At 40.5% G+C, this 14,278-nt stretch carries 13 protein-coding genes; 8 read left to right on the forward strand and 5 right to left on the reverse strand.

The features are described 5' to 3' along the window. Positions 1-207: 207 nt before the first annotated feature. The 3 genes from N1I86_RS14185 to N1I86_RS14195 all read left to right on the forward strand — a co-directional run bounded on the left by N1I86_RS14185 (position 208) and on the right by N1I86_RS14195 (position 2,557). Complete coding sequence (locus N1I86_RS14185; protein ID WP_341096836.1) at positions 208-645, forward strand: BrxA/BrxB family bacilliredoxin; 438 nt, start codon at positions 208-210, stop codon at positions 643-645. Between the two features lie 289 nt (positions 646-934). Continuing rightward, positions 935-1,927 carry an aromatic acid exporter family protein gene (locus N1I86_RS14190; protein WP_341097371.1) on the forward strand — a complete coding sequence of 331 codons (993 nt, stop codon included), beginning with the start codon at positions 935-937 and terminating at the stop codon, positions 1,925-1,927. A 129-nt stretch (positions 1,928-2,056) separates the two neighbouring features. Then, entirely contained in the window at positions 2,057-2,557 is a 501-nt protein-coding gene (locus N1I86_RS14195; protein WP_371836614.1) for a L,D-transpeptidase, read from the forward strand. A gap of 56 nt (positions 2,558-2,613) precedes the next feature. On the opposite strand, the gene prli42 is transcribed toward N1I86_RS14195, so the two are convergent. Continuing rightward, positions 2,614-2,709: a stressosome-associated protein Prli42 gene (prli42, locus tag N1I86_RS14200; protein WP_003355267.1), complete on the reverse strand. Its 96-nt coding sequence runs from the start codon at positions 2,707-2,709 to the stop codon at positions 2,614-2,616. A 224-nt stretch (positions 2,710-2,933) separates the two neighbouring features. On the opposite strand from prli42, the gene N1I86_RS14205 reads away from it, so the two are divergent. The 3 genes from N1I86_RS14205 (at position 2,934) to N1I86_RS14215 (ending at position 6,071) form a co-directional block, all read left to right on the forward strand. Then, positions 2,934-3,977 carry an IS30 family transposase gene (locus N1I86_RS14205; protein WP_048622401.1) on the forward strand — a complete coding sequence of 348 codons (1,044 nt, stop codon included), beginning with the start codon at positions 2,934-2,936 and terminating at the stop codon, positions 3,975-3,977. Between the two features lie 435 nt (positions 3,978-4,412). Then, positions 4,413-5,537, forward strand: a complete 1,125-nt coding sequence (locus N1I86_RS14210; RefSeq protein WP_341096838.1) for a tripeptidase T — start codon at positions 4,413-4,415, stop codon at positions 5,535-5,537. Positions 5,538-5,600: 63 nt separating this feature from the next. Continuing rightward, positions 5,601-6,071 (forward strand): chemotaxis protein CheW, encoded by a 471-nt coding sequence (locus N1I86_RS14215; RefSeq protein WP_341096839.1) that lies wholly within the window; start codon positions 5,601-5,603, stop codon positions 6,069-6,071. A gap of 273 nt (positions 6,072-6,344) precedes the next feature. Here the strand turns inward: N1I86_RS14215 and N1I86_RS14220 are convergent, their stop codons facing one another. Together N1I86_RS14220 and N1I86_RS14225 are read right to left on the reverse strand one after the other, a co-directional pair. Then, a complete protein-coding gene (locus N1I86_RS14220; RefSeq protein WP_341096840.1) occupies positions 6,345-7,553 on the reverse strand; it encodes an acyl-CoA dehydrogenase family protein in 1,209 nt (402 codons plus the stop codon). Positions 7,554-7,568: 15 nt separating this feature from the next. After that, entirely contained in the window at positions 7,569-8,756 is a 1,188-nt protein-coding gene (locus N1I86_RS14225; protein WP_341096842.1) for a CaiB/BaiF CoA transferase family protein, read from the reverse strand. A gap of 413 nt (positions 8,757-9,169) precedes the next feature. On the opposite strand from N1I86_RS14225, the gene N1I86_RS14230 reads away from it, so the two are divergent. Both N1I86_RS14230 and gndA read left to right on the forward strand, forming a co-directional pair. Then, on the forward strand, positions 9,170-10,360 hold the full coding sequence (locus N1I86_RS14230) for a DNA polymerase IV (protein ID WP_003355260.1): 1,191 nt from the start codon (positions 9,170-9,172) through the stop codon (positions 10,358-10,360). 242 nt (positions 10,361-10,602) lie between these two features. Continuing rightward, a complete protein-coding gene (gene gndA / locus N1I86_RS14235) occupies positions 10,603-12,015 on the forward strand; it encodes an NADP-dependent phosphogluconate dehydrogenase (protein WP_341097373.1) in 1,413 nt (470 codons plus the stop codon). Between the two features lie 477 nt (positions 12,016-12,492). Here the strand turns inward: gndA and N1I86_RS14240 are convergent, their stop codons facing one another. Next, the gene (locus N1I86_RS14240; protein ID WP_341096844.1) at positions 12,493-13,092 is read right to left on the reverse strand and encodes a response regulator transcription factor; all 600 of its coding nucleotides are present in this window, start codon (positions 13,090-13,092) and stop codon (positions 12,493-12,495) included. Continuing rightward, the gene (locus N1I86_RS14245) at positions 13,019-14,230 is read right to left on the reverse strand and encodes a sensor histidine kinase (RefSeq protein WP_341096846.1); all 1,212 of its coding nucleotides are present in this window, start codon (positions 14,228-14,230) and stop codon (positions 13,019-13,021) included. The genes N1I86_RS14240 and N1I86_RS14245 overlap by 74 nt, the downstream gene beginning before the upstream one ends. Positions 14,231-14,278 lie beyond the last annotated feature (48 nt).

Consider the following 14,278-nt stretch of genomic DNA (forward strand, 5'->3'; position numbering starts at 1 on the left):
ATGAAGATCAGAAAAAACTTTGCCGGCTAAAAAAGGAGCGCCGTAGATCGACGCCCTGATGATAGGGAGTTTAGGGTATGGATCTCGTTGTACCATGATTTTACCCTAATTTTTGATGGATAAACCTTTTATCATACCATAAAAAATTTGAAAATAAAGGTAAATTCCTTTATGATAGGTACATGATACGGAAAGGAGGAACGTTCCATGAGCATGAATTTTAACATTTTTATGAATGATGTCGTGAATCAGTCTCGTAAAGAAATTGTCGACGCTGGTTATAGAGAACTTAGAACTCCGGAAGAAGTGGATGAAGCGTTGCAGAAAAAAGGCACGACTCTTGTGATGGTGAATTCGGTTTGCGGCTGTGCCGGGGGAATTGCACGTCCTGCTGCCGCTTATGCGATCCACTACGATAAACGTCCGGATCAGCTTGTTACAGTTTTTGCCGGACAGGATAAAGAAGCAACAGCGAAAGCTCGCAGTTATTTTACCGGCTATCCACCTTCTTCTCCATCTTTTGCACTTTTAAAAGATGGGAAACTGGTTGCCATGATTGAACGACATGAGATTGAAGGACATGAGCCTTTGGAAGTTGTTCAAAAATTGCAAGCGGCTTTTGATCAATATTGCGACGAAGTGTAAGAACTGTAAGATGGCAGCGATTTCGTTCTGCGATCACAACGTTTAAACGAAAAACGTGCCAAGGATGGAACAGAAAAATCCATGTCCGATAGATCCACTTTCATGCTGGCTCAACAAGGTCAGCCCTTTCAAATGGGAGATTTTTTTATTCTGCATTTGAAAAGGCTTTTGAGGCTCCTTGTGATCCAGCTTTTTTATTGATTATCCGGTCCAAAGTGTGATCTTGCTTGAAAACAAAGAAAGGGTTGAGCATACTAGAGGAGAAAATAATGGATTTGAGGTTATGGATATGTTTCGAATCGGTTATCGAACGATCAAAACAGCGGTAGGTACAACATTGGCGATCATGATTTCGCAATGGCTTCACTTGCATAATTTTGTCTCTGCCGGGATCATTACAATATTATGTATCAAAAATACGAAAGTGAAATCATTTGAGGCAGCATGGACGCGTTTTTTCGCTTGTGTGCTGGCGATGATTTTTTCTGCTTGTTTCTTTGAAGGAATTGCTTTTCATCCAGTTGTGATTGGTCTCATGCTATTGTTTTTTATTCCAACAACCGTAAAGTTAAAAGTAACAGAAGGCATTGTTACAAGCAGTGTCATTATTCTTCACATTTATTCAGCCGGTCATGTCACCCTTTCTTTGTTGTTGAATGAGCTGTGCCTCATTGTTGTCGGCATCGGCATTGCTTTATTGATGAACCTTTATATGCCCAGTGCAGATGAAACGTTGTATCGCTACCAGGAAGAAATTGAAAAGAACTTCCGGAGGATTTTTGAGGAAGTGATTTCGTATTTACGCAGTCATAAAAATGATTGGGATGGAAAAGAAATAACGGAAACGGCGCGTCTGTTGAAAGAAGCAAAATCACTCGCTTTAAAAGATGCAGAAAATCATCCAACAAGAGAAGAAAACTTATTTTATCACTATTTTGTCATTCGTGAAAAACAATTTGAAATACTCGAACGATTGTTGCCGATTTTAACGTTTGTCTCCTACCAAACAAAACAATCCCACATGGTTGCCGATTTTTTGGAAGAGTTAAAAGACAATATTCATCCTGGAAATACAGCTCATTTTTATTTGAAAAAACTATACGATTTGAAGGTGGAATTTGAAAGAATGGAGTTGCCTAAAACAAGGGAGGAATTTGAAACAAGAGCGGCTCTTTTTCAATTTGTCCGAGAAATGGAACAATACTTGATCATCAAAAGTTCGTTTAAGGGTTTAAAACGAAAGGCGAATAAAAACAGCCAAAAATCCGCAACATACTCTTAAATAAACCCATCCCGGCAAGCAAAGATTGCGCTGGGGTGTTTTAACAACATTTGATTTTCCGTTTTCCGACTGTTTTTCCATTCAAGCATCTAACGGTCGGTGAAGCGGGAAAGAAAAGTGGTGATCAAGTTGAAAAAACTTTGGTTAATTCTATTCATATTCGCTTTTTTGTTTCCGAATTCGACCTTTGCACAAGGCTCTCCTCTTATTGTCATCAATAAAAAAACAAATGAATTAGCATTTTATAACCATGGCAAGCTGCAAATGAGGGAAAAAGTGGCCACTGGAAAAACGAATGAACTGACACCGGAAGGGCTGTTCACTGTAACGGTCAAAGCGAAAAATCCTTTCTATCGGAAGAAAAATATTCCCGGCGGGCATCCAAATAACCCGCTTGGAACGAGGTGGATCGGATTTAATGCCAAAAATACCGGCGGCCGGATCTATGGTGTCCACGGAACTAATAATCCATCTTCCATCGGGCACTATATTTCCAACGGCTGCATTCGTATGAACAATCAGGCGATTGAAAGATTGTATGAAAATGTTCCCATTGGAACGAAAATCAAGGTGGTCACATCCACACAATCGTTAGACCAGATAGCCAGGCAGTACGGTGCCATTCATTAGGAAAATAACCAAAATGAAAAGCAATCGGCTTTCCAGCTGATTGCTTTTTTTCGTTTTTACAAAAACATTGTAAGCCCGGCGAGGACCGTTGTGGCAATCATTGCCAATAACATGATATAGACAACGACTTTTTGGAATTTCTTATTTCTCATGATCTCCTCTCCTTCAATTCCGCTGTCTTTATATTATCGATTTTTCCAGTTGTCATCAACATGATCCTATAGAGGGATGGGTAAGATTTTTTGAAAAAAGAGTTTTTAAAAATTATATCGGCTAGTTGTATAATCAAATGCAACAAGCATAAAAAATGAAAAACCATAGATAAACCACGTATGATTAAGTCGACTAAAACAATATCGATACGGAGGATTTATCTATGGCAATTACTAATTCTACCATAGGAGCTCGGCATTTCAAACACTTAACGGCTTATGACCGTGGGAAAATTGCGGCCTTACACGCTGCTGGTAAGACTCAACAGGAGATTGCAGATTATGTTGGTTGTCACAAAAGCACCATCTCCCGTGAGTTAAGAAGAGGTACAGTGCCACAAAGAAAAAGCAACGGGAAAATTGTTCATGTCTATTTTCCAGACACAGGTCAACTTCTCTATGAGAGAAACAGGAAAGCCTGTGGCCGCAAGCTAAAACTAGACGATGCCATCGAGTTTATTAAGTATGCCGAAACTCAGATCCTTGATAAGAAATGGTCTCCTGATGCGGTATGTGGGAGAGCCAAACGTGATGGGAAATTCAAAGACAAAATGGTTTGCACCAAGACCCTTTATAACTATATTGATCTAGGACTTATAGGCGTTAAAAACATTGACCTACCTATGAAAATTACCCTGAACACCAAGAAAAAACGTAACCGGAAGAATAAGAAGATCTTAGGACGCAGTATCGATGAGCGACCAATTGAAGTCAATGAACGCCAAGAGTTTGGTCACTGGGAAATTGATACGGTTATAGGCAAGAAGACTAAAGATCAGGCCTTATTGACTCTTACTGAGCGCAAAACCCGTAAAGAAATAATTTTGAGAGTGACAGCCAAGGATAGTCTATCCGTTTCAGAAGTCATATCTCAGTTGAAAGTGTCTTATGGTAATCGGTTCTCTAAAGTGTTTAAAACCATTACGGCTGATAACGGTTCTGAATTTGCTGACCTCGGCCTTAGTGTTGAAAAAGATCTAACAGAGGTTTATTTTACACACCCTTACACATCCTGTGAACGAGGAACCAACGAGCGTCATAATGGCCTTATTAGGCGCTTCATACCAAAGGGGAGACCCATTTCCTCTGTGGCAGACGAAACCATTACCTATGTTGAAAATTGGTGTAACCATCTTCCAAGGAAGATCCTCAATTATCGTACACCTGAGGAGTGTTTCCAAATAGAGTTAGCTGGCTTAGCTTCTTAACCTTAAGCCAGCTAACCCAAAGGGTTGGTTTTTAGCAACTTGACAAAGAGCCTCTGCGGGCATGGCTACCAGCCATGAAGCCAGGTATACGGTACTGGCTGGGCCAACCAGGCTACCATGCCCACCACTCCACGTCAAGTCGCGCAGAGTGTCCCGATTCTACTTAATCATGGGTTATCTGGTCTTTCAATACTTGTTGCATTTAATATTGCAATTTAAGTAAAAATTATATCGAATATTGGAATGAAAAAATACTTGAACGTTGTCGCCCCTTTTGCCATTGACTTTTTATGCCGCCATACCCTAAAAATTCAAGAAAATTGATATTATTCGAAAAATAAAGCCATATGACTCAGAATCTACCTTTCGTTTGTAGACTTTTTTTCAAAGGAGTATACTGAATAGTGAGTACATAAATTGGAGGTAATTTTTGCTATGGTGAATAAAGAAAGATTAGTCAATGAATTTTTGGAACTTGTACAAATTGACTCGGAAACCAAAAACGAAAGCGAGATTTCTAAAGTTTTAAAACAAAAATTTACAGAATTAGGCTTGGATGTCTATGAAGATAATGCGAAAGAAAAAACAGGGCATGGCGCCGGAAACTTGATTTGTACTTTACCGGGAAATAAAGAAGGCGTGGATCCTATTTATTTTACTTCACATATGGATACCGTCGTTCCCGGAAAAGGGGTGAAACCTTCCATTAAAGACGGTTACGTCGTCACGGACGGAACGACGATTTTAGGTGCTGATGATAAAGCCGGATTGGCGGTCATGTTTGAAGCAATCAGAATGATCAAAGAACAGAACATTTCTCATGGGACGATTCAATTTATCATAACAGTGGGGGAAGAATCCGGCTTAGTGGGAGCCAAAGAGCTTGATCCATCGCTTATTAAAGCGAGATATGGGTATGCTCTCGACAGCGATGGGAAAGTGGGAAATATTGTCGTAGCAGCTCCAACACAAGCAAAAATCAAAGCGGTGATTCTTGGAAAAACGGCTCATGCAGGTGTGGCTCCTGAGAAAGGGGTTTCCGCCATCACGATCGCCTCAAAAGCTATCGCAAGAATGCCGTTAGGACGAATCGACGAAGAAACCACTGCCAATATCGGCCGATTTGAAGGCGGGCAAGCAACGAATATCGTATGTGACCGTGTCGATATTTTGGCGGAAGCAAGATCGTTAGTTCCTGAAAAAATGGAACAACAAGTAGCCAAAATGAAAGAAGCTTTTGAAAGTGCCGCCCAAGAAATGGGAGGACGGGCAGAAATTGATGTGCAGGTTATGTACCCTGGTTTTAAATTTGGCGAAGGAGATAAAGTGGTGGAAATTGCGAAAAAAGCAGCGGCGAAAGTGGGCCGACCTTCTGAATTGCTGCAAAGCGGCGGCGGAAGCGACGCGAACGTGATTGCCGGATTAGGGATTCCTACTGTCAATTTAGCTGTAGGATATGAGGATATTCATACAGTGAATGAAAAAATGCCTATTGAAGAACTAGTGAAATTGGCAGAAATGACAGTGGCTATTGTGGAAGAAGTAGCGAATCCATCGTAATTTCTTTTGAAAAGAGAGCTCTCCGGCTCTCTTTTCGACCGTTTTCAAAAGGGGGCATAAGAAATGGAAGAAACAAAAATGGTTGTTTTTCAATCAGGCAAGGAAGAATATGCCGTTCCGATTCAATATGTCGTTTCGATTGAAAAATTGGATCATATTAATCCCATTCCTCATTTGCCTGCTTATTTAAGGGGAATTGTCAAAAATCGTGGTGAATTGATTCCGGTCATTGATTTTGAGCAAGTTCTATATTCTCAATTTATCGAAAATTTGTCTGAAAGCCGTCTGATTGTTCTTCAAGTAGAATCATTCCTTTTCGGAATATTAGTAAAAGAGGCGAAAGAAATCATTGACATTCCGATTGAACTCCAAAAACAGATCGGCCTAATGGCTTACGAGGGAACCCGTTATTTTTCAGCAGTGGCAAACATGGAGAAACGCTTAGTGACCATCATTGATCCTAAAATTCTGGTGGAATCGCTAGAAGGCATTCAAGACATACAAGAATATATGAAAACGATGCAAAATGCCTGACGGTTGAATTTCCTGTTGTTATATCCAACCGTTTTATCGCTGATCATAATATAGCAGATTCCTGCAGGCCACTTGTTATAACAGAAAAAATTGAATATAAGGAATAGCTGTTTATTTTGTCATTTGATAGAAGAAGGGAGCTAAAAGTTCCCTTCTTAGGATTGGCTCATAAAATTTGGTTGCGAAGCTACGATTTCCATTTTGTTTATCGCGATAGGCGAGTAAATGCATGGCTTTACAAGCTCTTGAAAGAATAGGTGAATCTTTATTCATTCAGCTTGAAACGGAATCCTCTGTGAACGGCCATGCGGGGAGCATTTTATGGAGCGGTTTATCCTGTCGGTAGCCGAGAGCGTATTCTGCTTGCATGATCGTATGAATCTCCCTCGTTCCTTCGTAAATAACCGGTGCTTTGGAATTTCTTAAATATCGTTCCACGGGATATTCATTGGAATATCCGTATGCGCCATGAATTTGCACCGCGTCATCCGCCGCTTTGTTGGCAAAATCACAGGCTTGCCATTTGGCTAAGGAGGTTTCGCGTGTATTGCGTCGGCCTTTGTTTTTCAATTCGCCGGCTCGATAGACAAGAAGCCGACTTATTTGCAGTCCTGCTTCCATATTGGCGATCATTTGTTGAACGAGCTGATGGCGGCCGATTTCTTTTCCAAATGTCTTGCGTTCGTGGCAATATTTGACGCTTGCTTCCAGGCAGGCCATGATGAGGCCGCAGGCTCCGGCTGCGACAGTAAATCGACCGTTGTCAAGAGCCGACATAGCGATTTTAAATCCTTCACCTTCTTCGCCAAGCAAGTTTTCTTTTGGAACCCGGATGTTGTCAAAAAACAGTTCTCCCGTATTTCCGGCTCGAATTCCCAATTTTCCTTTAATCGCTTTGGAAGAAAATCCGGGCATGGTCCGTTCAACAATAAAGGCGGAAATCCCTTTATGTTTTTTGCTTTTGTCCGTATAGGCGAATACAAGAAAATGATCCGCCACGTCGCACAAGGAAATCCAAGTTTTTTGTCCGTTTAAAATATAGTCGTCGCCGTCTCGAGTCGCTGTCGTGCCTAAAGCGGCTACATCAGATCCTGCCCCTGGCTCAGTTAATCCAAAGGCGCCGATTTTTTCTCCTTTCGCTTGAGGAACAAGATAAGTTTGTTTTTGATATTCGTTGCCCCATTGAAGAAGAGTCAGGCTATTCAGTCCGGTATGGACCGACACAGCTGTCCGAAATGCTGTATCTCCTCTTTCTAGTTCTTCGCACGCAATCGCAAGCGAGTTGTAATCCATTCCGCTTCCACCATACTGTTCGGGAATACAGACACCCATCAAGCCGAGTTCAGCCAATTTTTTAATGATGTTTGTTTCAAAATGATGGTTTGCATCCCATTCGCCGATATACGGCATGATCTCTTTATCCACGAACTGGCGCACGGTTTTTCTTAATAGTTGTTGCTCTTCCGAAAATTCAAAGTTCATGGGCTCATCGCTCCTTTAAATAATTTGATTCGTTTTCAAATCTTCAATCTCTGCATCAGAATAGCCTAAATGGCTCAAAATGAGTTCGTTGTGTTCCCCGGGCAAAGGAGGATATTGATTTTGTTTTACGGGTGTTTTCGAAAGTTTTAAAGGACTGCCAACGACTTGAATAGTCCCTGCTGTTGGATGTTTCATGGAAAGAAACATTTCTCGTACTGTCAGCTGAGGGTCACAAACCATTTCATCCAATTTTTGAATAGGTCCGCACGGTATTTTTTTCAGTTGACAAGCTTCCATCCAGTAGGCGGTTGATTTCATTTGAAACCGTTTCTCTAAAATTGGGATAAGCTCTGTTCGGTGCTTCACCCGCTCCGGGTTGGTGGAAAAACGCGGATCGCTGGGAAGTTCCCGCATTTCCAACACGCTGCATAAATCTTGAAACTGCCGATCGTTCCCTACCGCAATGACCATTTCTCCATCAGCTGTGCGAAATGTTTGATAAGGTACGATATTAGGATGGCGGTTTCCCATTTTGGGCGGCACCTTTTTAGTCATGAGATAATTGCTGGCAACGTTGACTAGTGAGCTGACAGCACAGTCATATAAAGAAAGATCGATCTTTTGCCCCCTACCTGAACGGTCCTTTTCTAACAATGCTGCTTGAATGCCAATACAGGCGTACAGCCCGGTTAAAATATCCGTAATGGCTACTCCGGTTTTGAAGGGAGGCGTATGTTCGTCACCGGTAATTGACATAAGCCCACTCATTCCTTGAATGATAAAATCATATCCTGGCAGATCTTTATAAGGACCTGTCTCGCCAAATCCGGTAATGGAGCAGTAGATAAGTTTCGGATTGCATCGGGACAACTCCTCATATCCCAAACCGAGCCGGTCCATTGTGCCTGTTTTAAAGTTATGAATGACAACATCGCTTTTTTCCACTAGTTGATAAATGATCTTTTTTCCTCTTGGATCTTTTAAATTGACAGTTAGGCTTTTTTTATTTCGATTGGCGCATAAATAGTATGCGCTTACACCGTTTTGAAACGGAGGCCCCCATTTTCTTGTTTCATCGCTTCCGCCGGGGGCTTCTATTTTAATCACTTCCGCGCCTAAATCGCCTAAAATCATTGTACATAATGGTCCTGCAAGCACTCTTGTCAAGTCGAGAACTTTTACACCGTCTAACGCGCCAACCATCGTTATCACTCCTTTCATACGTTATAAATGAAAAAGCCGGCTTCTTTCCGGCTAATAAACTGCGGAGCGAAAGAAACGGGCTCTTATGTGCCTGGATCGTACGGACAATCAAGGTTGAAAAAATGAAAAGTTTTTTGCTTCAAACTGCCATACCATGGCGGTAAGCTGAGATGAACAAGTATAGGCGGTAAACGATTATCCCGTTCTTTTTTGTACTTTTCTACTTTATATTATTCTGAATAGTAAAAAAATAGTAGGGGATATGTTGAAAAGGAAAGGAAAATCCCTTGATGGTAAGCAGGAGAAGGAAGGAAATCTTTTAGTTGCTTTCATTCATCGGAGGAGCGCTCCATTGTTTTCTTCAAGCTGACAATTGGTATAATAAATTACAGAATGAATGGAGGTGGACGGAGGTGAAGCGGTATTACCCTAAAAACGGTCGAGTGATTTTACATGTCGATATGAATAGCTTCTATGCTTCGGTTGAAATGGCCTACGATCCATCCTTAAAGGGTAAACCATTAGCGATTGCAGGTGATCCTAAGCAACGAAAAGGGATTGTCGTCACATGCAGCTATGAAGCTAGAAAGTTCGGAGTAAAAACGACTATGCCAATATGGGAAGCGAAAAAACGCTGCCCGGAACTGATTGTGAAACCGCCGAATTTTGATCGGTATCGGACCTTATCTCAGGCGATATTTAACATTTTGCGTGAATACACTCATCTGGTAGAGCCTGTTTCCATCGATGAAGGGTATATGGATATTACAGAAAGCTATGAATGGGGAACGCCGATTGAAATCGCCGAAGACATCCAAAAAAGACTTCAAAACGAATTGGACTTGCCTTCCAGCATAGGGATTGCTCCCAATAAATTTTTAGCGAAAATGGCTTCCAATATGAAAAAGCCGATGGGCATCACAATATTGCGCAAAAGAGATGTGCCTGTTCGATTATGGCCGCTTCCTGTTGAGGAGATGCACGGAGTGGGGGAGAAGACGGCTGCGAAATTACGAACGATTGGCATTCAGACGATTGGCGATTTGGCAAAAGCGAACGATATCCAGCTGAGATCTCTTCTAGGCATCATCGGGGTGCGTCTTCGCGAGCGGGCAAATGGTCGAGATGATCGAAAAGTGGATCCGGAGTCAGTGAATGAGCGCAAAAGCATTGGAAATTCAATGACTTTGCCTCAAGATGCGGAAAGTGAAGAGGAATTGTCCGAGGTGACTCACAAGCTGGCTGAAAAAGTCTCATCTCGTCTTAAGGAGCGGGGACTGCTCACGACCCATCTTTCGGTTATGATTCGCTTTCGAAACAGACATACGATCACGAGAAGCAAGAAATTGGACAGTCCGACGGATTCAGTGGGAGACATTCAGCGGATTTCTCGGGCGTTGGTTTTAGAACATTGGAATGGCACCCCTGTTCGTTTGCTTGGCATCACAGCACAAGATTTAGTGGAAAAAGAAGAGGCTTACAAGCAGCTGGATTTATTTACGTACCAAAAAGAAGCCAAAATAGAGCCTCTGTTGGAAACGATGGAAAAACTGAAAGAAAAATTTGGCAGCCAAATCATTCAAAAAGGGTTCCCGCGTTCTTAACAAATGAAAAAGTGGCGTTTTTCTTTTTTAAAACATCCCGATTTGGAATGAATAGTGAGAAAGGCGATTCTTTCACCATCGGGAAATATTGTCAGCAGAAATCATGGTCTCTATTTGAACGTTTTTCCGTTATATAGGAAAGACAATGGTCTGATTCAATCATTTGCAACCTACGTCGAAAATTGATACAGTAAAATAGCGATAACAGCTTTAAATATAGTGCAGAAGGGGCGTAAGAAATGATGGCAAAACAACAAATTGGTGTAATCGGATTAGCTGTTATGGGGAAAAATTTAGCACTCAATATTGAAAGCAAAGGGTACTCTGTTTCGGTTTATAATCGTTCAAGAGAAAAAACAGATGCCTTATTAGAAGAAGCAAAAGGAAAAAATATTGTCGGAACATATAGTATTGAAGAATTTATTGATTCCTTGGAAAAACCGCGGAAAATTTTGTTGATGGTCAAAGCTGGAGCTCCGACGGATGCAACGATTGAACAATTAAAACCGCATCTCGAACCGGGCGATATTTTGATTGATGGAGGAAACACTTTCTTCAAAGATACACAGCGCCGCAATAAAGAGTTGAGTGAATTAGGCATTCATTTTATCGGCACTGGGGTATCCGGAGGAGAAGAAGGAGCATTGACCGGTCCTTCCATTATGCCCGGTGGACAAAAAGAAGCATATGATCTTGTTTCGCCCATTTTAAAGGATATTTCGGCTAAAGTGAATGGCGATCCATGTTGTACATATATTGGTCCAGACGGTGCCGGCCATTATGTGAAAATGGTTCATAATGGCATCGAATACGGCGATATGCAGCTGATTTCAGAAGCATACTTTTTACTGAAGAATTTGCTTGGTTTAAATGCTGATGAACTGCATCAAGTTTTTGCCGAATGGAATAAAGGTGAGCTGGACAGCTATTTGATTGAAATTACTGCTGACATTTTTACGAAAAAAGATGAAGAAACCGGAAAACCGCTGGTAGATGTGATTTTGGACAAAGCGGGTCAAAAAGGAACAGGAAAATGGACCAGTCAGAGCGCGCTCGACTTGGGAATTCCGCTCCCGCTTATTACCGAGTCGGTTTTTGCCCGCTTTATTTCTGCGTTGAAAGAGGAAAGAGTAAAAGCAAGCAAGCTTTTAAAAGGGCCGGAAACAAAAGGATTCGAAGGGGATCGCAGCAAACTGATCGAATCGATCCGCAGAGCGCTTTATATGAGCAAAATCTGTTCTTACGCCCAAGGATTTGCACAAATGAGAGCAGCTTCGGAAGAATACAATTGGAACCTTCGCTACGGTGACATCGCCATGATTTTCCGTGGCGGCTGCATCATTCGCGCGCAATTTTTGCAAAAAATTAAAGAAGCATATGATCGAGATCCAAACTTAACGAATTTGCTATTAGATCCTTATTTCAAAGAGATCGTCGAAAAATATCAGTCTTCTTTGCGTGAAGTCGTTTCGTTGGCTGTCCTTCAAGGAATCCCTGTTCCTGCTTTTTCTGCTGCTTTGTCTTACTATGACAGCTATCGGACAGAAACATTGCCTGCCAACTTAATTCAGGCGCAAAGAGACTACTTCGGCGCTCACACTTATGAAAGAGTGGACAAAGAAGGCATTTTCCATACAGAATGGATAAGCAAGTAATTTTGAAAAAGAAACTTTGTTTTCATATATGAAGAGAGTCCCCTCATAGCAGAAAAATCTGTTTGCTATGAGGGGATTTTTTATTCTCTTCAAAATATAAGAGATTCCTAGTGAAGACGAACTACGTTTACGGTTGCTTTTCAATGTTTGAGTTTGTTTTATCGCTGTGTTACCGCTAGTAAAGCCCGTATAAACGGAAGATTCGTCGAACTGAAACAAGATTGGTGACGGTGATCAGTTCCGTCAAAAATAAGAATCTTATATGGATTTAGAAGAGATGAGGGATTGGTTTCTTTCATCATCTATTTTTTGATGGGGTTGGCTGTAAAAATATACTTCAAATCCTGTTTTGAAAAATCCATAAAGGTAAGGAAGATAAACAACCCATTCCATCTATCGGACTTTCCTCGGATATTTGCTGGACCGTTTGAATTTTCCCGTGCCGTTTCTTTATTCAGATGTCGAAATTTCTATCGGTTATTCCAATAGCCCAAGTTTTATCGCTTTGACGACCGCTCCTACCCGCGAGTCGACATCAAGTTTTCGAAGAATGGAAGATACGTGGTGTTCGACTGTTCTTCTGCTGATAGCTAACAGTTCGCTAATTTCTGCGTTTGTCCTATCCTCGGAAATGATTTGGAGAATTTTTAATTCTATTTTTGTGAGAGGAGTGTTATAATTGGATAATCGGTCAATCGGAAAAGATTTGATTCCTAAATGGCTTTGCCTAATCGCATTGGCCAATTCAAAGACGGATTTTTCTTTTGTAACAAACGCATAAGCTCCAGCTTCGTAAGCAGCGTGAATGTATTCGTCATAGTCATACCCTGATAAAATAACAACTTTACATGTTGGATATTTTTCAGTAATTTTTTTCGTCCATTCAATTCCGTTATCGTTTTTCATTCTTATATCCATGACAATGATATCAGGGTTGTGCTCGATTATTTCCTTCTCTAAGTCGGTGAGATGACAAATCGTATTTACAACCTCTAAATCAGTTTCATTTTCTAACAATTGTTGAATCCCGAGCATCACTAATAAATGGTCGTCTACTAATAATACTTTCACTTTCATTTGTCCCATCCTCATTAATTGGCAGAGTAATTGAAACGCATGTTCCAAATGCTTGTTCAGATTGTATGTCAAATGTGCCTTTTAACTGATTGACTCGTTTTTGAATTGTAATCAATCCTAAATGATTGTTTTGTGATAACTCTGATATACGATTCGGTACTTTGAACCCAATACCATGATCTTTTACTTTTATGTTTAGGAAATTGTTCGTTTCTTCGACGGAAACGAAAATCTTTTTTGATGAAGAATGCTTTATAGCGTTGTAAATCAATTCTTTGATCATTCGAAATACTTGAATAGAGAGAAAGGTAGGAATGACTTTCAGATTCGTAATATAATCAATTTCAATAATCACATTATAGTTCGTTTGGCATTTTCTTTTTAATGAATAGAGACTTTGCTTCAATCCTAAATCTTCTACGATAACCGGATACAACTCTTGGCACATTTCTCTTATCTCAAAAATACAGCTCCGAAGCGACTCTTTAATGTCTTTGAAAGCTTCTTTCTTTATTTCTTTATTTTTGCTTAGTAATTCAAGTTTATTGAAAAGTAGGATTAAATGCTGCAGCACCTCATCGTGGAGAAAAAGAGATAGCTTCTTCTTTTCCTCTTCTTGTTCATTAATTAGGAGCAAATGAAATAGTTCGTAAGTGAGGGATTCTTTCATTATTTCCTTTAGCTGTTTTTCGATTAGCTGTAACGATTTCGAGCTGGCAAATAATTCTGTCGCGTCGGTTCGAATTTTTTCTATGAGTTTTATTTCTTCTTTTTCAAAAACCGTTGCGTTTGTTTTTTCTCCTATGATGATCCATCCGCTTGTTACACCCTCCATATTCATAGGATAGAAAAAGAATTTTTTTTCATTGATATTCATTTTTTCAGGATGACAACTTTGATGGATGTAAGTGAGTAGTTCCGTATCGTTGAATTGGAGAAAAACTCCTGTTTTATGAAGCACTATAGGGATGTTATCGTTTTTCCATATCATGCATACTCCGCTAATATCGATTGTTTTGTGTATTAGAGCAGAAATGAGCTTTGCGCAATATTCCAAATGCTTCCCGTTTAGCAATTGTTGAAGGATGAACAGTTTTTCTTTTTGTATTTCTTGATTCTTAAGATCCCATTTTTTCATTTTTAAAGGTTCTAACTCTTTGTGGATCAGGTCATAAACAACAAAGGT

The organism is Bacillus sp. FSL W8-0116 (assembly GCF_038003825.1).
GTDB classification, from domain to species: Bacteria; Bacillota; Bacilli; order Bacillales; family DSM-4216; genus Bacillus_O; species Bacillus_O smithii.